At 33.9% G+C, this 23699-nt stretch carries 21 protein-coding genes, 2 tRNA genes and 1 riboswitch; of the genes, 12 read left to right on the forward strand and 11 right to left on the reverse strand.

The features are described 5' to 3' along the window. Positions 1-94: 94 nt before the first annotated feature. The 3 genes from mdh to metE all read left to right on the forward strand — a co-directional run bounded on the left by mdh (position 95) and on the right by metE (position 7059). A complete protein-coding gene (mdh, locus tag JOOMADRAFT_RS08135; protein ID WP_008612501.1) occupies positions 95-1021 on the forward strand; it encodes a malate dehydrogenase in 927 nt (308 codons plus the stop codon). Positions 1022-1173: 152 nt separating this feature from the next. Continuing rightward, positions 1174-4152 (forward strand): protein translocase subunit SecDF, encoded by a 2979-nt coding sequence (secDF, locus tag JOOMADRAFT_RS08140; protein ID WP_008612502.1) that lies wholly within the window; start codon positions 1174-1176, stop codon positions 4150-4152. A 262-nt stretch (positions 4153-4414) separates the two neighbouring features. Continuing rightward, positions 4415-4603, forward strand: a riboswitch (cobalamin riboswitch). A gap of 140 nt (positions 4604-4743) precedes the next feature. Beyond that, complete coding sequence (gene metE, locus JOOMADRAFT_RS08145) at positions 4744-7059, forward strand: 5-methyltetrahydropteroyltriglutamate--homocysteine S-methyltransferase (RefSeq protein ID WP_008612503.1); 2316 nt, start codon at positions 4744-4746, stop codon at positions 7057-7059. Positions 7060-7165: 106 nt separating this feature from the next. Here the strand turns inward: metE and JOOMADRAFT_RS08150 are convergent, their stop codons facing one another. The 6 genes from JOOMADRAFT_RS08150 to folE all read right to left on the reverse strand — a co-directional run bounded on the left by JOOMADRAFT_RS08150 (position 7166) and on the right by folE (position 11592). Next, a complete protein-coding gene (locus JOOMADRAFT_RS08150) occupies positions 7166-7660 on the reverse strand; it encodes a DUF192 domain-containing protein (protein WP_008612504.1) in 495 nt (164 codons plus the stop codon). After that, positions 7657-8487 (reverse strand): prolipoprotein diacylglyceryl transferase, encoded by an 831-nt coding sequence (gene lgt, locus JOOMADRAFT_RS08155; RefSeq protein WP_008612506.1) that lies wholly within the window; start codon positions 8485-8487, stop codon positions 7657-7659. Before lgt ends, JOOMADRAFT_RS08150 begins: the two co-directional genes overlap by 4 nt. 96 nt (positions 8488-8583) lie before the next feature. Then, positions 8584-8808 carry a membrane protein insertion efficiency factor YidD gene (yidD, locus tag JOOMADRAFT_RS19850; protein WP_083833455.1) on the reverse strand — a complete coding sequence of 75 codons (225 nt, stop codon included), beginning with the start codon at positions 8806-8808 and terminating at the stop codon, positions 8584-8586. Between the two features lie 70 nt (positions 8809-8878). After that, on the reverse strand, positions 8879-10363 hold the full coding sequence (gene cysS / locus JOOMADRAFT_RS08160) for a cysteine--tRNA ligase (protein ID WP_008612508.1): 1485 nt from the start codon (positions 10361-10363) through the stop codon (positions 8879-8881). A gap of 194 nt (positions 10364-10557) precedes the next feature. Then, a complete protein-coding gene (locus tag JOOMADRAFT_RS20505) occupies positions 10558-10764 on the reverse strand; it encodes a four helix bundle protein (protein WP_050989672.1) in 207 nt (68 codons plus the stop codon). Between the two features lie 147 nt (positions 10765-10911). After that, positions 10912-11592 carry a GTP cyclohydrolase I FolE gene (gene folE / locus JOOMADRAFT_RS08170; RefSeq protein ID WP_008612510.1) on the reverse strand — a complete coding sequence of 227 codons (681 nt, stop codon included), beginning with the start codon at positions 11590-11592 and terminating at the stop codon, positions 10912-10914. Between the two features lie 622 nt (positions 11593-12214). Here folE and JOOMADRAFT_RS08175 point away from each other — a divergent pair. The 3 genes from JOOMADRAFT_RS08175 to JOOMADRAFT_RS08185 are packed head-to-tail and all read left to right on the forward strand — an operon-like array spanning position 12215 to position 14293. After that, a complete protein-coding gene (locus tag JOOMADRAFT_RS08175) occupies positions 12215-12646 on the forward strand; it encodes an SRPBCC family protein (RefSeq protein WP_008612511.1) in 432 nt (143 codons plus the stop codon). A gap of 50 nt (positions 12647-12696) precedes the next feature. Further along, positions 12697-13620, forward strand: coding sequence for a bestrophin family protein (locus JOOMADRAFT_RS08180; RefSeq protein WP_008612512.1), 924 nt, complete (start codon positions 12697-12699; stop codon positions 13618-13620). Between the two features lie 7 nt (positions 13621-13627). Further along, a complete protein-coding gene (locus JOOMADRAFT_RS08185) occupies positions 13628-14293 on the forward strand; it encodes a class I SAM-dependent methyltransferase (RefSeq protein ID WP_008612513.1) in 666 nt (221 codons plus the stop codon). A gap of 325 nt (positions 14294-14618) precedes the next feature. Here the strand turns inward: JOOMADRAFT_RS08185 and JOOMADRAFT_RS08190 are convergent, their stop codons facing one another. Beyond that, positions 14619-16151 (reverse strand): OmpP1/FadL family transporter, encoded by a 1533-nt coding sequence (locus JOOMADRAFT_RS08190; RefSeq protein WP_008612515.1) that lies wholly within the window; start codon positions 16149-16151, stop codon positions 14619-14621. A gap of 93 nt (positions 16152-16244) precedes the next feature. Next, complete coding sequence (locus JOOMADRAFT_RS08195) at positions 16245-17459, reverse strand: hypothetical protein (RefSeq protein WP_157136667.1); 1215 nt, start codon at positions 17457-17459, stop codon at positions 16245-16247. A 98-nt stretch (positions 17460-17557) separates the two neighbouring features. Between JOOMADRAFT_RS08195 and proS the strand changes: the two genes are divergently transcribed. The 6 genes from proS (at position 17558) to JOOMADRAFT_RS08225 (ending at position 21425) form a co-directional block, all read left to right on the forward strand. Next, positions 17558-19033, forward strand: a complete 1476-nt coding sequence (gene proS, locus JOOMADRAFT_RS08200) for a proline--tRNA ligase (protein WP_008612517.1) — start codon at positions 17558-17560, stop codon at positions 19031-19033. An 85-nt stretch (positions 19034-19118) separates the two neighbouring features. Next, positions 19119-19190 (forward strand) — tRNA-Glu (locus tag JOOMADRAFT_RS08205). A 57-nt stretch (positions 19191-19247) separates the two neighbouring features. Beyond that, positions 19248-19319, forward strand: a tRNA-Glu gene (locus JOOMADRAFT_RS08210). A 59-nt stretch (positions 19320-19378) separates the two neighbouring features. Continuing rightward, positions 19379-19630 (forward strand): 30S ribosomal protein S20, encoded by a 252-nt coding sequence (rpsT, locus tag JOOMADRAFT_RS08215; RefSeq protein ID WP_008612518.1) that lies wholly within the window; start codon positions 19379-19381, stop codon positions 19628-19630. A gap of 160 nt (positions 19631-19790) precedes the next feature. Next, positions 19791-20723, forward strand: coding sequence for a peptidylprolyl isomerase (locus JOOMADRAFT_RS08220; RefSeq protein ID WP_008612519.1), 933 nt, complete (start codon positions 19791-19793; stop codon positions 20721-20723). Positions 20724-20879: 156 nt separating this feature from the next. Beyond that, positions 20880-21425 carry a YfiT family bacillithiol transferase gene (locus JOOMADRAFT_RS08225; RefSeq protein ID WP_008612521.1) on the forward strand — a complete coding sequence of 182 codons (546 nt, stop codon included), beginning with the start codon at positions 20880-20882 and terminating at the stop codon, positions 21423-21425. 425 nt (positions 21426-21850) lie between these two features. Here the strand turns inward: JOOMADRAFT_RS08225 and JOOMADRAFT_RS08230 are convergent, their stop codons facing one another. The 3 genes from JOOMADRAFT_RS08230 to JOOMADRAFT_RS08240 form a co-directional block, all read right to left on the reverse strand. Next, entirely contained in the window at positions 21851-22207 is a 357-nt protein-coding gene (locus tag JOOMADRAFT_RS08230; RefSeq protein WP_008612522.1) for a hypothetical protein, read from the reverse strand. An 84-nt stretch (positions 22208-22291) separates the two neighbouring features. Further along, a complete protein-coding gene (locus JOOMADRAFT_RS08235) occupies positions 22292-22933 on the reverse strand; it encodes a peroxiredoxin (protein WP_008612523.1) in 642 nt (213 codons plus the stop codon). A gap of 168 nt (positions 22934-23101) precedes the next feature. Continuing rightward, the gene (locus tag JOOMADRAFT_RS08240; protein WP_008612524.1) at positions 23102-23656 is read right to left on the reverse strand and encodes a thioredoxin family protein; all 555 of its coding nucleotides are present in this window, start codon (positions 23654-23656) and stop codon (positions 23102-23104) included. Between the last annotated feature and the right edge of the window lie 43 nt (positions 23657-23699).

Raw genomic sequence — 23699 nt, forward strand, 5'->3', positions numbered from 1 at the left:
TATAACATATTTAATAATTTTCAAAGCTACTGATTGTGTTAAAATTAGTAGCTTTGTGTTTTATAAATATTCATTTAAATAAAATAACATATATATGAAAGTTACAGTTGTAGGAGCAGGAGCAGTAGGTGCTAGCTGCGCAGAGTACATCGCTATTAAAGATTTTGCATCTGAAGTAGTAATATTGGATATTAAAGAAGGTTTTGCTGAAGGGAAAGCAATGGATTTAATGCAGACAGCTTCTTTAAATGGTTTTGATACTAAAATTACAGGAACTACAGGAGATTATTCTAAAACAGCAGATTCTGATATTGCAGTAATTACAAGTGGAATTCCTCGTAAACCAGGGATGACTCGTGAGGAACTTATTGGAATAAATGCTGGAATTGTAAAAGATGTTTCTAGTAATTTAATAAAGCACTCTCCAAATGTAACTATTATTGTTGTTAGTAATCCAATGGATACAATGACATATTTAGTACATAAAACAACTGGACTTCCTAAAAATAGAATTATTGGAATGGGAGGAGCTCTAGATAGTGCTCGTTTTAAATATCGTTTAGCAGAAGCTTTAGAAGCGCCTATTTCTGATGTTGACGGAATGGTAATTGGTGGACATAGCGATACTGGAATGCTTCCATTAACACGTTTGGCAACTAGAAACAGTGTTCCTGTAACAGAATTTTTGTCAGAAGATCGTTTAGAACAAGTAAAAGAAGATACTAAAGTAGGAGGAGCTACCTTAACTAAATTATTAGGAACTAGTGCTTGGTATGCGCCAGGAGCTGCTGTATCTGGATTAGTGCAGGCTATTGCTTGCGACCAGAAAAAAATGTTTCCATGCTCAACTTTATTAGATGGAGAATACGGACTTTCAGATATTTGTATCGGAGCGCCTGTAATTCTTGGTAAAGATGGAATTGAAAAGATTGTAGAGATCGAACTGTCTGATGCTGAGAAAGCTAAGCTGCAAGAAAGTGCTGAAGGAGTTAGAAAAACAAACGGACTTTTAGAGTTGTAAAAAGCAATTCTCTACATAAGAATATTAAAAATCCCGCAAAATTATATTTTGTGGGATTTTTTGTGTTTAAAACTTCAAAAAAATAATTGTCAGTTCATAACGTAAACGCTATATTTGTCCGTTTTAAAAATTGACCATTAAATAAATTTAGAATGCAGAATAAAGGACTTATTAGGCTGTTTGCTATTTTGTTTGGAATTGTAAGTATCTATCAACTTTCATTTACATTCGTTGCGAATAAAGTGGATGCTGAAGCAGAAACTTATGCTTTAAACAAAATTTCAGATGCAGAAGAGAACTACGTAGCGAAGCGAGAAGCCGAAGAATCTAGGTATTTAGACTCTCTTAATAATGAAGAGGTTTTTAACCTTGGATTTGCTCAATTTACCTACGCAGAGGTAAAAGAAAAAGAATTAAACAAAGGACTTGACCTTAAAGGAGGTATCAATGTTATTCTTCAAATATCTGTAAAAGATATTTTAAAAGGATTGGCAAACAATACCAAAGATCCTGTTTTTAATAAAGCGCTAGCGCAAGCAGATGAGGCTTCTAAAAGCAGTCAAGACGATTATGTTGATATCTTTTTCCAAGAATTTGAGAAGGCTAGTGCTGGAGCTACAAAATTAGCTTCTCCAGATATTTTTGCTAATAAATCCTTGAGCGAAGAAATCAATTTTCAAATGACAGATGATGAGGTAAAACCTATTATCCGTAGAAAAATTGATGAGTCTATCGTTTCAGCATTCGAAGTATTACGTAAGCGTATCGATAAATTTGGGGTTACACAACCAAATATTCAGCGTTTAGGAACTTCTGGACGTATTTTGGTAGAATTGCCAGGAGCCAAAGATGTAGCTCGTGTACAAAACTTATTACAGAGTACAGCACAATTAGAGTTTTGGGAAACTTATAAAGCAGACCAAGTAGCTCCATTTTTAATTGCTGCAAATAATACTTTAAAAGATATTGTAAAAACAGAAACAAAAGAGGAAGTAAAAGAAGAAACTACTTCTGAAATAGATTCTCTTTTATCTGATGCTGCCGAAGATTCTTTAGATGTTGCTAACCAAGTAAATCCGCTTTTCGATTTAATTGCTAGTGGTGGAGCACAGGGTTCTCCAGTAATTGCAATGGTTGCAACTAAAGATACTGCTAAATTCAATGAGTATTTAAAGATGCCTCAAGTAAGACAGCAGCTTCCTAATAATCTTCAGTATGTAAAATTTGCATGGGGAATTCCACCAAAAGATACTCAGGTAGTTGAGTTGTATGCGTTAAAAGCTAATCGTGAGAACATTCCAGATATGAGTGGAGATGTAATTACAGATGCAGCTCAAGCATATGATATGGCTGGAAGACCTGCAGTTTCTATGCAAATGAATTCTAGAGGAGCAAAAATATGGGAAGAACTTACAGGAAAAGCATTTAGAGAGCAAGGTAATATTGCTATTGTTTTAGATAATATTGTTTATTCTGCACCTGGAGTTTCTAAAGGAGCTATCTCTGGTGGTAATTCTGAAATTTCTGGAAACTTTACCTTAGAAGAAGCAGACGATTTAGCAAATGTACTTAGAGCTGGTAAATTACCAGCATCTGCAGATATTATCCAATCGGAAGTTGTTGGACCATCATTAGGGCAAGAAGCTATAGATAGTGGAATGTTCTCTTTTATGGTTGCAATGGTATTGGTTTTAGTATGGATGCTTGTTTATTACGGTAGAGCAGGGATATTTGCAGATATTGCACTAGTATTTAATATTGTATTAATATTTGGAGTATTGGCTGGTTTAGGTGCGGTACTTACATTACCAGGTATTGCCGGTATCGTTTTAACAATTGGTATGTCGGTGGATGCTAACGTAATTATATTTGAGCGTATTAAGGAAGAATTAAGAGCTGGAAAAGGACAAATGCAAGCAATTGCAGATGGATTTAGCAATGCACTTTCTTCAATTCTTGATGCAAACATTACAACAGGTTTAACAGCAATTATTTTATTGTTATTCGGAACAGGACCAATTCAAGGTTTTGCTACCACTTTAATAATAGGTATTGCTACGTCATTATTTACAGCAATTTTTGTAACTAGATTATTAATTGAGTGGAATGTAAGAGGAGGTAAAAATCCGTTAACATTTACTACAGCAGTTACAAGTGCATTGCCTAAAAATCCTAATTTCGATTTCTTATCGAAACGTAAGATGGCTTATATTATCTCAGGTATTTTAATCTTAATTAGTTTAACATCTTTATTTACTAAAGGTTTAGAAGGTGGGGTAGATTTTGTTGGAGGACGTTCGTACCAAGTACGTTTTGTAAACCCAGTGAATCCATCTGAGATTGCGGCAGATTTAAATGATGTATTTGGAAATACAGAGGTAAAAACTTTTGGAGATGCTAATCAGGTTAAAATCACCACTAAATATAAGGTTGATGAAGAAGGAACTGCTGTAGATCAAGAAATCCAAAATAGTCTTTATGAAGCCGTTAAAAAGCATCTTCCAGAAGGAATAACTTATGAAGACTTTTCTAAAGGAAGTGGAATTGATAAAATCGGAATCTTACAATCTTTAAAAGTAGGACCTACAATTGCAGATGATATTAAGAAAAATGCTATTTGGGCAATTATCGGATCGTTAGCAGTAGTGTTCTTATACATCTTATTGCGTTTCCGTAGATGGCAATTCTCATTAGGAGCTGTAGCTGCAGTATTCCATGATGTATTGATAGTATTAGGAATTTTCTCAATTACATCTAGTATTATGCCATTTAATATGGAGGTAGATCAAGCATTTATTGCGGCAATCCTTACTGTAATTGGATATTCGTTAAATGATACCGTTATTGTATTTGACCGTATTAGAGAAGTGGTTAGAGAGAAAGGATGGAGAGGCGGAGATAATGCTAACGAAGCCTTGAATAGTACGTTGAGTAGAACATTAAATACTTCGTTAACTACTTTAGTGGTATTATTAGCAATCTTTATTTTTGGAGGTGAATCTTTAAGAGGATTTATGTTTGCAATGATTGTTGGTATTGCGGTAGGTACATATTCTTCATTGTTTATTGCAACTCCTGTTATGTTTGATACATTAAAGGATAAAGGAAATAAGAAGAAAGAAGTTCAATAGAACAAAAAAATCTATATAATATTTTAAAAGACTGTCTGAAAAGGCAGTCTTTTTTTTGTAATAGCGATTGTAGTGAATAGCTTTTGGCAAACTTTAGTTTGTGGTTTGCCAAATACTAGCAGCGGAAAGCGCGGTGGACACCTTTTTTTGGTGGCCAATTACCCTAATTATTTTTATAACATTTATAGCTAGTGGTGTTTTTAAAGTTTGTGTTTTCTAGAAATATATTACGTAGCTTTGTGCTTTAATTGGTTCTTTACATATTGATCAATCTAATTGCGGTTCTGCTTAAGGTAGAATAATAGGGAATTGTGTGAAAATCACAAGCTGTCGCGCAACTGTAAGTAACGAAAAAGTTTTTATCAATTAATCCACTGTTTTGAAAAGTTCAAAATGGGAAGGAGGTAAAAATGTTACAAGCCAGGAGACCTGCCGAAATTAAAATGATGATGCTTTCGCGACCTAAAGCAATAATCAAGAATTGATAGTTTAACACGCATTTTAATGGGTGAAATTTGCTATTGATTGTTGTTTTTAGTCGGAAAGTGCTTTGTGAAAATCCAAAGTGTTTAACAGATTAAAAACAAAAAAATGATCACACAAAATTTGGGCTACCCGCGTATAGGTGCCAAAAGAGAGCTTAAAAAAGCTTGTGAACAATATTGGTCTGGAAAGATTGATATTTCTGCCTTATTACAAGAAGGAAAACGAATCCGAGAAGAAAATTGGAAGTTGCAAAAGCAAACAGGGATTGACTTAATTCCTGTTAACGATTTTTCGTTTTACGACCAAGTCTTGGATATGACGCAAACTGTTGGAGCCATTCCAAAACGTTATTCTGATGTCTTTTTAGAAGAAGAAAATCCACTAGATCTTTATTTTGCCATGGCGCGTGGCTACCAGCATAATGGATTTGATATTACGGCTATGGAAATGACAAAATGGTTTGATACAAATTACCATTATATAGTTCCAGAATTTTACCAAGACCAAAAGTTTTCATTAACATCTACTAAGTTTTTAGATGAGTTTTTAGAAGCAAAATCGTTAGGAATTAATGCAAAGCCTGTGTTTGTTGGGCCTGTTTCTTATTTATTGTTAGGAAAAGAAAAAGATAAAGGCTTTAATCGTTTGCAATTAATAGATAAATTGTTGCCTGTTTATCTTGAAATCTTGTCTAAACTGACTGAAAACGGTGCTGAATGGGTTCAGTTTGATGAACCTTTTTTAGTGATGGATCTTACGGAGGCGGAAAAAGAAGTATATCAATCTGTTTATAAAACCATAGCAGCTCGTTTTCCTGAATTAAAAATTGTTTTAGCAACTTATTTTGGCGCACTAGAGGATAATACGGAGTGGGTGGTTAAGCTTCCGGTAAATGTATTGCACTTGGATTTGGTAAGAGGAGAAAATCAATTAGACTCTGTGTTAAAAAGCATTCCAGATTCTTTAAAATTGTCTTTAGGAGTTGTTGATGGAAGGAATATTTGGAAGAATAATTTTGAGAATTCCCTCTCTTTAATTAAGAAAGCAGTATTGGCAATAGGGGAAGATAGGTTGATGCTTGCTCCATCTTGTTCGCTATTGCATTCGCCTTTTGATTTGGAGAATGAAACAGACGAAACTACACTTTCTTTGGAGGTTAAAAATTGGATGGCATTTGCAAAACAGAAAATTAAGGAAGTTGTTGTGTTAGCAGATTTAGGAGCTAACACTCCTTCTGATGAGACAAAAATTGCTTTTGAAGCTAATAAAAAAGCAATGCTTTCTAAGCAGGAGTCAAAACTTATTCATAAAGCAGCTGTTCAAAAAGCAGTACATAATATAACGGAAGATTTAAGTAAGCGTACAAGTAAATTTGAAGCAAGGCAAGTATTGCAGCAAAACAGTTTAAGGCTTCCATTATTTCCAACTACGACTATTGGTTCTTTTCCGCAAACAAAAGATGTAAGGTTGTTGCGTTCTCAATTAAAAAGGAATGTTCTTTCTGAGGAGGCGTATGAAAAAGCAATTAAAGCTGAAATTGAAAACGCTATAAAATGGCAAGAAGAGATTGGATTAGATGTGCTTGTTCATGGGGAGTTTGAAAGAAATGATATGGTAGAATATTTTGGGGAGCAGCTTGAAGGTTTTGCATTCACTAAATTTGGATGGGTACAGAGTTATGGTTCTAGAGCTGTAAAACCTCCAATTATTTATGGAGATGTAGATAGAGTAAACCCGATGACGGTGGCTTGGACAGCTTACGCTCAAGAGCAAACAGATTTACCTGTAAAAGGGATGCTAACGGGGCCAGTCACCATTTTACAATGGTCATTTGTAAGGAACGATCAGTCGAGAGAAAAGACAACAAACCAGATTGCATTGGCTATCCGGAAGGAAGTTCAGGATTTAGAAAAAGCTGGAATAAAAATTATTCAAATTGATGAACCTGCTATTCGAGAAGGACTGCCTTTAAGAAGAGATGCTTGGCAAGCCTATTTAGATTGGGCTATAAAAGCTTTTAGGATAAGTGCGTCTGGCGTTGAAGATGAAACGCAAATCCATACACATATGTGTTATTCTGAATTTAATGATATTATAGAGAGCATTGCAGCGATGGATGCGGATGTTATTACCATAGAAACGTCTCGTTCTCAAATGGAGTTGCTCGATGCTTTTGTAGATTTTAAATATCCAAATGAGATAGGTCCAGGGGTGTATGATATCCATTCGCCAAGAGTTCCAAACAAAGAGGAAATGGAAGATCTAATTAAGAAAGCTGCAGCTTTAATTCCTGTAAGAAACTTATGGGTTAATCCAGATTGCGGACTTAAAACGCGTGGTTGGCAGGAAACAAATGATGCTTTAGTGGAAATGGTAGGTGCTGCAAAAGCACTTAGAGAAAAGTATCAGGTAGAAGTTTAGTTTTTGCTTTCCAAACTTCGAGTATTTGCTTCGAGGTTATTTATATTTAACTGGTCTTTTTTATGCTTGTCGGAATGTAAAACCACTTCCGACAGGCAAGACTGGTTTACATTTCAGAATAATGTATACTGTCGCCTACTTTAAGACTCCATGTATCTGCCATTCTTCCGTTTAATTCTAAAACATATTGTGCAGGAGCATTAGAAGGAAGGGAAGACTCATTCATTGGGTGTGCATTTTTAACCATGCTAACAATCTTCATTTTATTGCTGATATAAATGATATCCAAAGGGATTTCAGTATTTTTCATATAAAAATAACGAGGTTGCTCATCTTTAAAAATAAAAAGCATTCCTTGTTTTTTTTCCATTGAAGAACGATACATTAGTCCAGTTTGACGTTCGTATTCATTATCGGCAATTTCAATATCTATTTTGGAAACTATAATAGAATCTTTACGAGAAATGGATAATTCCCCTTCTTTAGTAAAAGAAACTTCTTCTGTTTTTACCTCTTTTTGTGAGGAATTAGTGTTGCAACTTACTAACGATAAACAAAGTACAACAAAAGCTAGAATAATACGAACTAAAACGTTTATCATGATACCTTTTTTGATGATTTGTAGAAAAACATAAGGTATAATCCAAAAAGAACAAAAGGAATACTTAACCACTGTCCAGTAGAGAATACGCCAAGAGCCGATTCAAACCCGCCTTGAGATTTTTTATAGAATTCTGCAATAAAACGCACTGTCCAAGTAAGTACTAGCCAAAGACCGAACATATAACCAAGGTTGTCTTTTTTGTCGGTTTTCCAATACGTATATAATAAAGCAATAAATACAAATACATAGCCAAAAGCCTCATAGAGTTGTGCTGGATGTCTAGGGAAGGTTTCTCCTAATTGCTTAAAAATTACTCCGTAATCTGAGCCTGTTGGTTTTCCTACAATTTCAGAATTAAAAAAGTTTCCAAGTCTAACAAAAACTCCACCTATGGCTACGGGAATTGTAATTCTATCTAGAATCCATAGCATTGGTTTTTTAATAACTTTTTTGCTGTACAAGTACATAGCTATAATAACTCCAATAGCTGCACCATGACTAGCAAGGCCTCTAAAACCTGTAAATTCAAATGAGGGGCTAAATTTAACAGGGAGGATAATGCTAAGAGGGTCTTCTAAAAACATGCTTGGTTCGTAGAAAATAAAATGCCCTAATCGAGCACCAATAAGCACAGAAAGCACCATGTAAATAAACAGAGAATCTAGCGCTTCTTCAGACTGATTTTCATTTTTATATACTTTCTTCATTAAGAACCAGCCTAATGAAAAAGCAATAACAAACATTAAACTGTAATAACGTAATTGGAAAAAACCAAGGTCTAAGAGAACCCCGTTAGGATCCCAAGTGATACTTAAAAAGTGCATTCTCGTTTATTTTGAGGTAAATATAACTAATTGATGGTTTATGAAGAAGTGTTTTTTCTTATATAAAGTTAAAACTATCTAAACAAATAAATTGAATTAAGGAACAGGATCATAGCCAGAACCTCCCCATGGGCCGCAGCTTAATATTCTTTTAATAGAGAGCCAACCGCCTTTAAAAAGGCCATGCTTTTTAAGTGCTTCCAAGGTGTATTGAGAGCAAGTAGGAGAATAGCGACAAGTGGCAGGGGTAAAAGGCGATATAGCCGCCTGATAAAAGCGAACTAAAAAAATAAAAGGCGCTATAAGAATTTTCTTTAAAATAATTTTAAGCTTAATAGTTTATAAAATGAAGGTTTTGGTTGTAATGTAATTTTTGACCAAAACCTAAAGCTTAGTTTAAACTAAACGTAGTACCGTCTTTACCATCTTTTAGTTCAACTCCTAAAGCTGCTAATTGATCTCTAATTTTATCTGAAGTAGCAAAGTCTTTATTAGCTCTTGCTTCTGCACGAAGCTGAATTAATAGCTCTACAGTTCCAGTTAATTTATCAGAAGAATTATCTTGAGCGCTTCTTTCGTCTTGCAAGCCAAGAACTTCAAAAATAAAAGCTTGCATGGTTTCCTTTATAATTGCTAAATCTTCTTGTGTAATAGTAGCTTTCTCTTCTTTTATAAGGTTGATTTGCTTTACAGCTTCAAAAAGATTTGCTATTAGAATCGGACTATTAAAGTCATCATTCATAGCATCATAGCAACTTTGTTTCCATAGTTTACTATCAAAACTAGAAGAACTTCCTGTTTTTAAATTGTCAATTGTGTGGAAGGCATCCATAAGGCGGTTAAACCCTTTTTCGGATGCTATAAGAGCTTCATTACTAAAATCTAAAATACTACGATAATTGGCTTGAAGCATAAAAAAACGAGTAACAGATGGGGTAAAAGCCTTGTCTAAAATGTCGTTGTTGCCTGTAAAAATTTCATTTGGTAAGATATTATTGCCAGTAGATTTAGCCATTTTCTTTCCATTTAAAGTAAGAAGATTGGCGTGCATCCAATAGTTTACGGGACTAATACCTGTGGAGGCTTCCGCTTGTGCTATTTCACATTCGTGGTGTGGGAATTTTAGATCCATTCCCCCTCCGTGGATATCAAAATGATCTCCTAGGTATTTGGTACTCATAGTAGTACATTCTAAATGCCATCCAGGGAAACCATCACTCCAAGGAGAAGGCCAACGCATTATGTGTTGCGGTTCTGCTTTTTTCCAAAGCGCAAAATCCTGCGGGTTTTTCTTTTCAGATTGTCCAGCGGTTTCGCGGGTGTTATGTATAAGGTCTTCTACTTTACGTTTGCTCAGTTTTCCGTATTCATTAGTTTCGTTAAACTTTAAAACGTCAAAATAAACAGAGCCATTTACAACATATGCAAAGCCATTATCTATAATTTCATTGATTACCTCTATTTGTTCAATAATATGTCCTGTAGCTGTTGGCTCAATACTAGGAGGTAAATTATTGAATTTATTGAGGGTATTGTGGAAGTCAACAGTATAGCGTTGCACTACTTCCATAGGTTCAATCTGTTCTAAACGTGCTTTTTTTGCAATCCTATCTTCCCCTACATCGGCATCGTTTTCTAAATGGCCTGCATCGGTGATATTTCTTACATAGCGAACTTTGTATCCTAAGTGTTTAAGGTATCTAAAAACTAAATCAAAAGACATAAAAGTCCTAACATTGCCTAAATGAACATTGCTGTAAACAGTCGGGCCGCAAACATACATTCCTACATAACCTTCCGTAATTGGTTTAAAAACTTCTTTCTCTCCAGTAATCGAATTGTAAATTTTTAATTCGTTAGTTTGATATAGTTGCATTTTATTGTTTAGTCGTTAAGTAGTTATTTAATTGACGTTTGTTTATTTTTTACTAAGATAATAGTTTCTTAATGAATTTATTTTATTGGTTATCTTTTCAATAACTTTTCTAATACGGTCATAATCTTCTTCGGAAACATAGTTTAGTTCTTTAGCAATAATAATCAAATTTAAGGTTTTGGATCTATATGCTATTACCATAATCGAGTTCGGTTTTTGTGCGTATGTTTGCTTGAACCTTCAGCAATATTTGAGGTAATAGATAAAGAGCTACGTTGAAGTTGAGATGTGAAATTAAAACTTTCAAAACTTGGAAAACTTTTGGCCAATAAGTAGATTTCTTTAATCAATTCTTTGGATTCAACCCAAACCTTTAATTTTTCGAAAGCATATTGATGCATAGCGACCTTTTTATAAATTATTCCTTTATAGGTTTAATTCTTCAACATCTGCTTTTTAGTCTATCTAAGGGCTCTGCGTCGAAATGAGTTAATTTGATTCAAAGTACATTTTAACACTTTACCGTTTTATCAGCTGAACACCTTATCTTAAAACTCCGTATCTAATTTAATGTAATCTAAAAACTCTCTTCTAACAGCTGGATCTTTAAACTTTCCACCAAATTCTGCAGTTACCGTGCTGCTTTCAATATCTCTAATTCCTCGAGAGTTTACACATAGGTGTTTAGCATCAATCACACAGGCAACATCTTTAGTACCAAGCGCTCTTTGAAGTTCTTGAACAACTTGCATAGTCATACGTTCTTGTACTTGTGGACGTTTTGCGTAATAATCAACAATTCTATTCATTTTTGAAAGTCCAACAACACTTCCGTTAGAGATATAAGCAATGTGTGCTCTACCAACAATTGGTAATAAATGGTGCTCACATGTAGAGTATACAGTAATGTTTTTTTCCACAAGCATTTCCCCATATTTGTATTTATTGGAGAATGTAGAAGCTTTTGGTTTTCTATCTGGGTGTAATCCAGCAAAAATTTCTTTTACAAACATTTTAGCAACTCTCCTAGGAGTTCCTCGTAAACTATCGTCTGTTAAATCCAAACCTAAAGTCTCCATAATATTATAGACTTGAGATTCTATTTGTTCTATTTTTTCATCATCAGATATGTCAAAAGCATCTTTTCTCATAGGAGTTTCCGCTGCAGATGATACATGGTCGTTACCCAATTCTTCAAAATGATCTTCTAAAGCTTTATCTATTTTCATATGTTTATTTTTATTGCTTTTTAAACCCTCATTGAGGGTTTTATTCCCCGACGTTCTACGTCGAAATGGATTAAAATATTTTTCCTTTGAATACCTCGTAGGCTTGCCTCGAGGTAGTTGATTGGTTATATAACATCCAAATAATCATTTTGCTGTGTGTCTAACAAATTAGACAAGGATGCTTTTATACCATTTTTTAATATGTTTTATTACTAACCAACTATATAAAGAGCTTAATCGTATAACTATAAAAGCGTAAAAGTTGGCAATAAAAAAAATTGACAGCAAAGATACATATTTATAGCCTATTAACGTTAATATTGTGGTAAGTTGCATTCATTTTATTTTTTATCAACCTACCTAACATAACTAATAAAGAGATTAGCTCCTTTTTTGTTAGTTGTATTTTTATTTGAAACCTTTCAAATATGTAAAAGACATTTTACTTGATAATCGAGATTTAAGTGCTCTAAAGCTTGCCTTGAGTTTGCAGAAAGGCTTGCGTCGAAATATTTTTTAGGATTTTCTTTTAACGCCTCGGAAGCTTGCTCTGAGGTAGTTTATTATAAAACGATAATTTACCTAAACTGATGCTTTTAATTTTTAAATATTAAGATTTTAAATGAAGGATCAAACAATTATTGAAGAAATAGCTGTAAATGCAAAAATAGAGAAGGTATGGGAAGCTATAACAATGCCTGAAAAAATGAAACAATGGTATTTTGAGGTGCATAACTTTAAACTAGAACGAGGAAATGAGTTTTATTTTTACGAACCAAATGGTACAAATTTTAAGCATGTTTGTAAAGTAATAGATGTAGTGCCGGGTAAGAGAATTCGCCATTCTTGGAGTTATCCAGAATATTCAAAAGGGATTTCTATAGTAACGTGGAAATTAACAGCTAAAGAAAATGTTACCTATATAAGATTAAGTCATAGTGGAATTGAAAATTTTTCGGATGCAGGCTCCGATTTGGCTTATGATAATTTTAAAGCAGGATGGGGAGAGATAGTACAAAAATGTTTCCCAGAATTTTTAAAAGATAATAGGTAATTCGTTTGCAATGGAATAAGTATCTTTATAGATATAAATTATACATTCCAATGCTCATATCCAAAAAAGTTAACATCTATAGAATTTTAAGCGGAACGTGGCGACATTTTTTTTATGAAATTGTTGCCTGTGTTTCTGCTTATTTTGTGTACAGATATGTAGAGTCTATTCATGTTTTTGACTCCATAATTGTTTCGAGTATTATTCCTACAATTTTAGGTACCGCACTAGCATTTTTTATAGGTTTTAATAATAATCAGGCATACGACCGTTGGTGGGAAGCTAGAAAAATTTGGGGAGCATTAGTAAATGATTCCAGAAGCTGGGCAAGACAAGTTTTCTATTATATTGAAGATTTGGGGAGTTCTTCGGATCTAATTAATCCCATAAAAGTAAAATTGATTTACCGACATATAGCATTCCTTTATGCTTTAAAAGATAACCTTCGAAACGATGCGGAAGAGCAATACCGAATTTATTTGTCGGCGGAAGATTATGAAGCTATCAGTAAAGAATCGAATAAGGCAAATGCCCTATTGAATTTACAAACCAAAGATATTGAAGCGCTCAGTAAAAATAAATCTATTGATGGATTTAAGTTTTTGGAGCTTAATAAAATGCTTGTGAATTTTTGTGATGAAATGGGAATGTCTGAACGTATTAAAAATACAGTTTTTCCAACAACTTATAATTTTTACACGCGTGTATTTGTGTGGATTTTTATAATTAGTGTAACATGGTCGGCTGTAGACGATATGGGAGCATGGTCAATTATTGTAGGGATACTTGTAGGTTATATTTTCTTGACTACACATAAAATTGGAATGGCGCTTTTAAATCCGTTTGATAATATTCCAACGGGAATTCCTTTAAATCAGATTACGCGAACCATCGAAATAAATTTATTAGAATTATTGAAAGAACAAAATATTCCTGAACCTGTTCAAAGTGTAAACGGAGAATATATAATGTAGTTTTTAAATGAAGAAGTCTGATTTAGATATAATTGCATCTCAATTAGAAAACCCTAAAGGAGCTAAAGGTCTAGAAATGGGAGATATGATGCATGCTACAAATATAGAAATGACTAAAAGTGCAATTGCTGCACTTTCTATAGAAAATAAGGATGAAGTTTTAGAAATAGGACATGGTAATGCAAAGCATCTAAAAGAAATTTATTCTCAAGCCAATAATTTGCAGTATTCTGGAATAGATATTTCTGATGTAATGCATAAAGAGGCTATAAAAAATGCTGAAGCTATAAATGCAGAGGCTAAATTTTATTTATATAATGGAGGGGAATTTCCTTTTCAAGAGGAAGTTTTTAATAAAATATTTACGGTAAATACAATTTATTTTTGGAAAGAACCTTCTAATTTTTTAGATGAAATATATAGGGTAATGCGTCCAAAAGGGATTTTTACAATTTGTTATGCTCAAAAAGATTTTATGAAGCGCTTGCCTTTTGTAAATGAAAAATTCAAGTTGTATAATAATGAAGATATAAAAGATTTAATTTTAAAGTCGAAGTTTTTATTGGAGGATATTATAAATAAAAGTGAAGAAGTTAAATCTAAAACAGGAGAAGTTGTAACTCGCAACTACTCTGTAGCGATTTTGAAAAAAGAGATGTTTTCTAAAGAATAAATAAAGAGTATGATGTTTAACGTGAGTTCGACATAAAAATTATGAATATATAAGAAAGCTGACCTATTCTATTTAAAAGGTATTTAGTTGAATCTATTCTATATTTAGATTTATATCAAACGCACGTTATTTAATAAAAAAAACTCATTTAAGTTAGGCTAAAACTTAAATGAGTTTGAAATATGTTGTATAGATACTTTAATCCCTTATTGAGGGTTGTTTTGTCCCCCCAAAAGCCTGTCCAGAGTTTACCGAAGGGCTCTAGGTTAAAATGGATTAGAATATTTTTCTTTGAATACCTCGTAGGCTTGTCTCGAGTTTATTTTTATAAATTAAAAGTAAGCGATAAAGTTACGTTTGTATTTTTATTATCAATTGCAGCAACAGAGGTAAGTCCTGTGTTGTATAATTGAACGTTATAATCTCTATATGCTTGACTAAATCCTAAGTCTAATTTTGTAGCACCAAAACTATAACCAGCACCTAAAGAATATCCGTTAAGATTTCCCATGGTAAATTCATCTTTATATGGGCTACCTTCGAAGCGGTATCCGCCTCTAAAACTAAATCTTTTAACTCTAAATTCTCCACCAACTCTAACCGTAGAAACAGCTTGAAATTCATTCTCAATAACACGATTTTCTTCAGCAAAAAAAGAATCGAAAGTTGGTTTTAATTTAGCGTTAGACATGTCTTGATAGGTATAATCTAAACTTAATAGTCCATAAGGGCCAAAAATAAAAGCCATACTTCCAGTTAATTTACCGGGAATGTAGATGTCGTAATCCGGAAAAATAATAGAACTATTTGGAGTGGCTTCAGAATATGTAGCCTCAGTATCTCCTGGATTTGCTAAAAAGTCGGTATTTATGTTTTGAAATAATTCATCGGTCATTCCATACCATGTAGGAGATTGGTAACTTGCTCCAACACGTACCATATTACTTAGTTTAGCAATTCCTCCAATATTAAAAGAGAATCCATTTCCGTAGGTATATAAATCGTTATCAAATTGGACATATTGTAATTTAGAATCAGAATCGTATCCATACTCATCAAACTGAGAGATTCTTCTGCGTTCTAAGCTGTGGAAATTCAAACCAAAACCTAAATAAATGTTATCTGTGTATTGAGAAGCAAAGTTTAAAGTATATTTACTGTCATAACCAGAAGTTATTACTAATTGTTCTTGACCTATACCATTTGCGTAGCTTGCGTTTGAAACATAATTTGTTTCATCAGGATTATCGGTGGTAGCAGGGTCAATAATATAATTTTGATATCCTAAAAAACCTTGTTGTGCATTGTAGCCTAAATCGCGACCTATATTGATATATGCTTGTGTTATGTTCTCATTATCTAAAGGCTCTAAATTCCCTACTTTGTAGCCGTCTGCATTATTTAAAAAATAGTTGGCTATAGAAGTGTTTCCAGTTCCAATAGCTAAAAACTCATTTTCAAAATTATTATTTAACTCGTAATTAAAAGCCATGGTAAATTTTTTCCATGGAGAAGAAGTGTTTCCGTTATTAAAAACTAAAACACCTCCAATTTGATTAAGTTTTAACTGAGAAAAATCTGTGTTACTTTCACCGTCAAAATAGCGAGTGTTGTTATTAATATTATAATTCGCCATAGAAATAGTGAATGCAGTATTTGTAAAAACGGCCGACCCTGCAGGGTTGATGTTTATGGCAGACATGTCGCCACCTAATGCCCCAAAGGCTCCACTCATACTTTGGTAGCGGGCAGTACCATTTAGATTGTCACTACCATATAGAGCTACGTCATTTCGATTTTGTGCAAAAGCACCTACAGCGAATATGAAAGTCGCCAAAAATAAAATTTGATTTCTCATTTGATTCCTATGTATTCGGTAATTTAATTCTATTAAGTTGTAGTGTAGTTTGAAAAAGGCTTGCAAACTTTAAGAAGGCAAGCCTTTGTGTTTTTATCTACCTCTTCCACCGCTTCTAGAGCCACCACCTCTAGAGCCACCACCGCTAGAAGATCTGGAGCTACCTCCGCTAGATCTTGAGAAAGAACCGCTACTTCTGCTGGAAGACGATCTAGAATAGCTAGAGTTGCTTCTGTTAGAAGAAGATGATCTAGAATAACTAGAGTTACTTCTGCTAGAGGATGTAGGTCTTGAATAGCTAGAATTGCTTCTGCTAGAAGAAGAAGATCTAGAATATCCATTAGTACTTCTATTTGTTGTTGTACTTCTTGAAGAAGAATTTGCACTTCTAGAATATCCAGAAGTTCTATTGTATCTTCCTCCATCTACACCAACTCTTGCGCTATTAGAGTATCCGCTTCTGTTAACGCTACTTCTGCTTCTTGTATTACCAGTTTGTGAAGATCTAGAATACCCTCTAGAAGATCTTGTTGCGGTGTTAGAACGTCTTGCGTTCTCGTTATGACGTGCAATTGCAGCTGTATTTCTTCCGTAGTAACCTCTTCTAGAATTGGTGTAAGCATATCTATGGTTTCCGTAATATGGTCTGTAGTATCCACCACCATACCAGCCACCGCCGTAACCCCATCCTGGTCTATATGGGTAACCCCATCCCCAGCTTAGAGCCCAGCCACCGCCGTAAAAGCCACCATACCAGCCGCCACCATAACCCCATGGGCCATAATATCCGCCGTAATAAGGTCCCCAAAATGGGTCGTACCAACCGCCGTAACCATATCCGTAACCTCCATATCCATAACCTCCATATCCATAACCCCAATTGTTGGAGTAGACATTTACAACTGTACTCTCAGGATTTTCTCCCCATCCAGGATTTCCTTCGTTATAGTCTAAAACATAATCTTGAGAGACATCTGTACTGTCTACATCGGTACTAGAATATCCATTAACGTCTGTGAATATTTCATTTTGTTCTTGGTACTCTATGGCCTGACCTAACATTTCAGCTCTATTATTGAAATAACTTTCATAATCAGTTATAACAACATTAGGTGTGGTAGTCTGCTTCTGTTGGTTATCATTGGTGTTTTTAGTGTCGTCATAATATGCAATATCATTATCATATATTCCATCATTATCATAGTATGATGCTTGTTCGTAAGAACCGCATGAACCTACAAGAACTCCAATGACCAAAACAGTCAAACTGACTTTAAAATTTCTAGGAATGTATAGTGTTTTCATCATTGCAAATATTTATTGTTGAACATAACAAAAATAGTTAGTTTTGTCAAACTATTTATTACATTTAACTAAGGTGCAAGTTTTGTGCCAAACTACATATAATGGGCAAGAATTTAACAAAGAGAAGTGAAGATTATTCAAAATGGTATAACGAGCTGGTTTCCAAGGCAGATCTAGCAGAGAATTCTGCAGTTAGAGGTTGTATGGTTATTAAGCCTTATGGGTATGCTATTTGGGAGAAAATGCAAGCGCAATTAGATAAGATGTTTAAAGAAACTGGACATGAAAATGCTTATTTTCCATTATTCATTCCAAAATCATATTTAAGTAAAGAGGCAGCTCATGTTGATGGTTTTGCTAAAGAATGTGCTGTTGTTACTCATTATAGATTAAAGAATGCAGAAGATGGAAGCGGAGTTATTGTAGATCCAGAGGCTAAATTAGAAGAGGAACTTATTGTGCGTCCAACTTCAGAAACTATTATTTGGGATACTTATAGAAAGTGGATTCAATCTTATAGAGATTTACCTATTTTGGTTAATCAATGGGCAAATGTAGTTCGTTGGGAATTGAGAACTCGTATGTTTTTAAGAACATCAGAGTTTTTATGGCAAGAAGGGCATACTGCACATGAAACTAAAGAAGAAGCTATTAAGGAGGCAGAACAAATGATGCATGTTTATGCAGAATTTGCTGAAACTTTTATGGGAGTTCCAGTAATAAAAGGTGTTAAAACAGATAGCGAACGTTTTGCTGGTGCTGTAGAAACGTATTGTATTGAAGCGTTAATGCAAGACGGAAAAGCATTGCAAGCTGGGACATCTCACTTTTTAGGTCAGAATTTTGCAAAAGCTTTTGATGTTAAGTATACCACTAGAGAAGGTAAACAAGAGCATGTATGGGCTACCTCATGGGGAGTTTCTACAAGATTAATGGGAGCTTTAATTATGATGCATAGTGATGATAACGGATTAGTATTGCCTCCAAAATTGGCACCTATTCAGGTTGTTATTGTTCCAATACATAAAGGAGAAGAGCAATTGGATGCTATTTCTGAGCGTGTAAATCCATTAGTTAAAGAATTAAGGTCAAAAGGAATTTCTGTAAAATTTGATGATAGAGATACTTACAAGCCAGGTTGGAAATTTAATGAGTATGAGTTAAAAGGTGTGCCATTGAGATTGGCTATTGGAATGCGAGACATGGAAAATAACACCTATGAATTGGCTCGTAGAGATACGCTTTCTAAGGAAGTGGTTTCTGCAGATGGAGTTGTAGAAAGAATAGAAGGCTTGCTTGATGAGATTCAAGAAACAATTTATAAAAAAGCTGTAGATTATAGAGATAGTCATATTACAGAGGTGAATAATTTTGATGAGTTTAAAGAACTTTTAGAAACTAAAGGAGGATTTTTATCGGCACATTGGGATGGTACAACAGCTACAGAAGACAAGATAAAAGAGCTTACAAAAGCAACCATTCGTTGTATTCCTCTGAATTTCAAGGAAGAAAATGGCGTTTGTGTGTATTCTGGAAAGCCTTCCAAACAACGAGTTTTATTTGCAAAAGCGTACTAACTAAAAAAAAATAAAAAAAATCATTTCTAAGTATTGCATGATTTAAAAATAGTTGTATTTTTGCATCCGCAATTAAGGAAATAATGGTCCGTTCGTCTAGGGGTTAGGACGCCAGGTTTTCATCCTGGTAACAGGGGTTCGATTCCCCTACGGACTACAAAAGATTGAGTTCATTAAAATATACGGAGAATATCCGTAGCTCGAAAGAGCAATTGGTCCGTTCGTCTAGGGGTTAGGACGCCAGGTTTTCATCCTGGTAACAGGGGTTCGATTCCCCTACGGACTACTATAAAGTATAACATGGCGCAGGAGAAAATTTCTACTGTTTGTAAAAATTAAGAAAAGATGGCAAATCACAAGTCGGCATTAAAGAGAATTAGAAGAAACGAAGCAGTTCGTTTAAGAAATAAATATCAGCATAAAACTGTACGTAACGCAATCAAAAAATTACGTTCTACAGAGGATAAAAAAGATGCAGAAACTTTATTACCATCTGTTATCAGTATGATTGATAGATTAGCAAAGAAAAATATTATTCACGCTAACAAAGCTGGAAACTTAAAATCAGGATTGACTAGAAGAGTTACTGCCCTTTAAACATTAATTCTTAGTTATACAATATTATAAACGCTCCGCTACTTTGTGGAGCGTTTTTTTTAGTTTTTACACCCTGCTCGGGATTTAAACAATTGCTTCAGGAGAAGCTTTCTGTGAGGAATAATAAAAATAATTTACGCTTTAATATAAAAACAATACTATGGAAAACGGTATCTACGCAAAATTCAATACTTCAAAAGGAGAGATTCTTGTTAAATTAACATATGATAAAACACCTGGAACAGTAGGGAATTTTGTTGCTTTAGCAGAAGGAAATATGGAAAATAGTGTAAAGCCTCAAGGGCAGCCATATTACGATGGAATTACTTTTCATAGAGTAATTAACGATTTCATGATTCAAGGTGGGTGTCCGCTTGGAACTGGAACTGGAGATGCTGGATATAAATTTGATGACGAATTTGATAGTTCTTTAAGACATAATAGACCTGGAGTTTTATCAATGGCAAATGCGGGGCCTGGAACAAATGGTTCTCAGTTTTTTATTACCCATGTAGAAACCCCTTGGTTAGACGATAAGCATACTGTTTTTGGTTTTGTTGAAGAAGGACAAGATGTGGTTAATGCTATTGCTCAAGGAGATAAAATTGAAAGCTTAGAGATTGTTAGAGTAGGAGATGAAGCAGAAAAATGGAATGCAATAGAGGCTTTTAGAACTTTTGAAGGTTCTCGTGAAAAGCGTTTAGCGGAAGAAAAAGAAAAAGCAGAAGCTGCACTTGAAAAATTAGCTGCTGGATTTGATAAAACAGAAAGTGGCTTACGTTACAAAATGATCCAAAAAGGAAATGGTGTAAAAGCTGAAAAAGGTAAAACTGTTTCTGTGCATTATAAAGGGCAATTAGAAAATGGACAAGTATTCGATTCTTCTTACCAAAGAAATCAGCCTATCGATTTTACTTTAGGAGCTGGTCAGGTTATTTCTGGATGGGATGAAGGAATTTCTTTATTGCAAGTAGGAGATAAAGCTCGTTTTGTAATACCTGCACATTTAGGTTATGGCTCTAGAGGAGCTGGGGGTGTAATTCCGCCAAATGCTACTTTAATTTTTGATGTGGAATTGGTTAATGTAGGTTAAATAAGTGGTGTTAACTTATTAACTAGAATGGAGGTTTTTGGTTAAAACGTTGCGAATTTTTTTGGAACTTTAAGTAACCATAAATTCAATCATAATAATATAATATTTTAAAGTCCTGTTACACATTTGTGCAACAGGATTTTTTATATTTGAAACATGGCAAATCTAGAACAAACTAAACTGCAATATCCTATCGGGAAATACAAAGCCCCAGAAGTTATTACTTCTGATGATATTAAAAAATGGATTCAAACAATTGAGTTTTTTCCTGAGAAGCTAGAGGCTTTAGTGGAAGATTTTGATGATGGGCAATTAGATACTCCGTACCGCCCAGAAGGTTGGACTGCAAGGCAATTGATTCATCATTTAGCAGACAGCCATATGAATAGTTATATTCGTTTTAAATGGACTCTTACTGAAGATAAGCCTGTAATAAAAGCCTATTTTGAAGATAGATGGGCAGATTTAGAAGATGGTAAATATGATGATATTGAGATGACGTTACTACTTATTGAATCATTACATAAAAGATGGGCGTCTATGTTGAAAAAGTTAACTCCAGATCAACTAAAGCGTTCGTTTATTCATCCTGAAACTAATAAAGAAATTGCTTTGGATCAATTAATTTCTATCTACGATTGGCATTGCAGACACCATTTTGCGCATTTAAATAATCTTGCTTTACGAGAGGATTGGGTGTAAAACTAATGAGGGTGTAGGATTGCTTTGTTATTTTGTTGGAAGGTGTTTAATTCCTCATTGAGGGTTTTATTTCTCAGAGCCTGTTCTGACTGAGTATATCGAAGTGTTCTAAGTCGAAATGGATTAAATTATTTTCCTTTAAATACCTCGTAGGCTTGCCTCGAGGTAGTTGATTCAAATTCTTTTTTAGCATTGCTGTCCAATTTTTTCAAGTATCCATAATGCTTGTCCTAAATTTTATTTGAGATACTTAGACTTCCCGTTTTTTAGAAGGATAATTAATTTATGGTGCAAATACCTTTAGTGTTATTTGATGATTGCCTTGGTTTTTTGTGCTAAAATCTAAGAAAATTGTTTGTGTAGACCGAGTATAATTCATCACCTCTTACTTTCCGATTGAGAAAAGTAAGAGGTGATGATGTTTTTTATAGTGTTTTTATGTAGGAACTTTTATTTTTAATTAATTCCGATATTTCTTCTACTTTTTTAAAATCAGTGTCAACTAGCCAGATTTTTACAATTTGTTTAGTTAATTGTATGGAAAGATTAGCTTTGTTTTTATAGTTTCCACCATTACCATTTCCCGTAAAGAAACCCACTATATAACTTGTTGTAGAAATAAACCAATCAGTTTTTTCCGTATTTAGTTTCACACTTTTTATTTCAGCGTATGAGTAAGTTCCATTGTTTTTTGGTTCTGAAGCATCTATAACTTCAAACTCGTGTGTATTCAGAATAATTTTCAATTCTGGTTTATTCCTTAACTCAATAGTTTCTGTCATTCAGTGTTCAGTTTTTACTCATGCAAAAAATAAAGCGTAAAACTTTAATCGTCACATGTTGAATGAGTTTTGATTAGTCTAAGCTTAATCTAAATTAGGCTGCGGTGTTAATCTTAAATAAGGTTTAACCTCTTTAAATCCCTTTGTAAATATGTTTTTAGCATCCTCGCTAGAAATTGCTGGACTAATAACTACTTCGTCTCCATGTTTCCAATTTGCGGGAGTAGCTACTTTGTGGTATGCTGTTAATTGAAGCGAATCTATTACTCTTAAAAGCTCGTCAAAATTTCTACCTGTAGAAGCAGGATAAGTAATCATAAGCTTAACAGATTTATCTGGTGCTATAATATATACAGATCTAACGGTTAAGGTTGCATCAGCATTTGGGTGAATCATATCATATAATTCTGCTATTTTTCTATCTTCATCTGCAATAATAGGAAAATTAACTTCTGTGTTTTGTGTTTCGTTAATATCGTTAATCCATCCTTTGTGAGATTCTACTCCGTCAACACTTAATGCAATTACTTTTGTGTTTCTCTTTTCAAATTCATCTTTATATTTAGCTACGGTACCTAATTCTGTAGTACAAACGGGAGTGTAATCTGCTGGATGAGAAAAAAGGATTCCCCAGCTGTCTCCTAAATAATCATGAAAATTGATTTCTCCTACAGATGTTTGTGCAGAAAAGTTTGGTGCTTTATCTCCTAATCTTAGTGTTGCCATGTCTATTTGATTTAATTATTACTCTACAAAGTTACTAGATTAATAGTTTTGCTCAGATTTTTTATTGATAAAAGATTGTTAAAGAACTAATTTTAGTTTGCTCTATAATTTAAATGCAATGCTTAGCGCTTGTTTTTATATAAAGTTTCTTAAAATGTTACTAGGAGGTTATTTCCATTTAATATTGCATCCCATGCTTGGTTTCTGGGTTTTATAGATTCTTTTTCCCATAATAGCTGCATCTATTGCGCTTCGGATATCTCTTCCAGTAATTGGCATGCTATTTCCTGGTCTGGAATCGTCAAACTGACCACGGTAAACAAGTTCTAAATTAGCGTCAAAAACATAAAAATCTGGGGTGCATGCCGCATCATATGCTTTAGCTATTTCTTGAGTTTCATCATATAAATAAGGAAAGTCATATCCATTTTCTTCCGCAGTTATTTTCATTTTTTCAGGACTATCTTCAGGATATTTTTCAACATCATTGCTAGAAATAGCAACAAAATTAACATCACTATCAGTATAGTCGTTTACAAGTTTTGCTATTTCTTTGTTTAGATGTTGAACATATGGACAATGGTTGCAGATAAACATTACAACGGTTGCTTTTTCGCCATATACATCGCTTAATTTTAATTTCTTGCCAGAAACCGTGTCTAAAAGATTAAAATTTGGTGCTTTTGTACCAAGTGGTAACATATTGCTTTCTGTTCTTGCCATGGTTAAATTTTCTGTTTCTTGTAAATTACAAATAAGAAATTGT

The sequence above is a fragment of the Galbibacter orientalis DSM 19592 genome (assembly GCF_000260115.1).
In the GTDB taxonomy this organism is placed as follows: Bacteria; Bacteroidota; Bacteroidia; order Flavobacteriales; family Flavobacteriaceae; genus Galbibacter; species Galbibacter orientalis.

Bases quoted from the DNA above. Each gene is read 5' to 3' on its own strand.
- mdh (WP_008612501.1), top strand. From the start codon at position 95: ATGAAAGTTACAGTTGTAGGAGCAGGAGCAGTAGGTGCTAGCTGCGCA.
- secDF (WP_008612502.1), top strand. From the start codon at position 1,174: ATGCAGAATAAAGGACTTATTAGGCTGTTTGCTATTTTGTTTGGAATT.
- metE (WP_008612503.1), top strand. From the start codon at position 4,744: ATGATCACACAAAATTTGGGCTACCCGCGTATAGGTGCCAAAAGAGAG.
- JOOMADRAFT_RS08150 (WP_008612504.1), bottom strand. From the start codon at position 7,660: ATGATAAACGTTTTAGTTCGTATTATTCTAGCTTTTGTTGTACTTTGT.
- lgt (WP_008612506.1), bottom strand. From the start codon at position 8,487: ATGCACTTTTTAAGTATCACTTGGGATCCTAACGGGGTTCTCTTAGAC.
- cysS (WP_008612508.1), bottom strand. From the start codon at position 10,363: ATGCAACTATATCAAACTAACGAATTAAAAATTTACAATTCGATTACT.
- JOOMADRAFT_RS20505 (WP_050989672.1), bottom strand. From the start codon at position 10,764: ATGCATCAATATGCTTTCGAAAAATTAAAGGTTTGGGTTGAATCCAAA.
- folE (WP_008612510.1), bottom strand. From the start codon at position 11,592: ATGAAAATAGATAAAGCTTTAGAAGATCATTTTGAAGAATTGGGTAAC.
- JOOMADRAFT_RS08175 (WP_008612511.1), top strand. From the start codon at position 12,215: ATGAAGGATCAAACAATTATTGAAGAAATAGCTGTAAATGCAAAAATA.
- JOOMADRAFT_RS08180 (WP_008612512.1), top strand. From the start codon at position 12,697: ATGCTCATATCCAAAAAAGTTAACATCTATAGAATTTTAAGCGGAACG.
- JOOMADRAFT_RS08185 (WP_008612513.1), top strand. From the start codon at position 13,628: ATGAAGAAGTCTGATTTAGATATAATTGCATCTCAATTAGAAAACCCT.
- JOOMADRAFT_RS08190 (WP_008612515.1), bottom strand. From the start codon at position 16,151: ATGAGAAATCAAATTTTATTTTTGGCGACTTTCATATTCGCTGTAGGT.
- JOOMADRAFT_RS08195 (WP_157136667.1), bottom strand. From the start codon at position 17,459: ATGATGAAAACACTATACATTCCTAGAAATTTTAAAGTCAGTTTGACT.
- proS (WP_008612517.1), top strand. From the start codon at position 17,558: ATGGGCAAGAATTTAACAAAGAGAAGTGAAGATTATTCAAAATGGTAT.
- rpsT (WP_008612518.1), top strand. From the start codon at position 19,379: ATGGCAAATCACAAGTCGGCATTAAAGAGAATTAGAAGAAACGAAGCA.
- JOOMADRAFT_RS08220 (WP_008612519.1), top strand. From the start codon at position 19,791: ATGGAAAACGGTATCTACGCAAAATTCAATACTTCAAAAGGAGAGATT.
- JOOMADRAFT_RS08225 (WP_008612521.1), top strand. From the start codon at position 20,880: ATGGCAAATCTAGAACAAACTAAACTGCAATATCCTATCGGGAAATAC.
- JOOMADRAFT_RS08230 (WP_008612522.1), bottom strand. From the start codon at position 22,207: ATGACAGAAACTATTGAGTTAAGGAATAAACCAGAATTGAAAATTATT.
- JOOMADRAFT_RS08235 (WP_008612523.1), bottom strand. From the start codon at position 22,933: ATGGCAACACTAAGATTAGGAGATAAAGCACCAAACTTTTCTGCACAA.
- JOOMADRAFT_RS08240 (WP_008612524.1), bottom strand. From the start codon at position 23,656: ATGGCAAGAACAGAAAGCAATATGTTACCACTTGGTACAAAAGCACCA.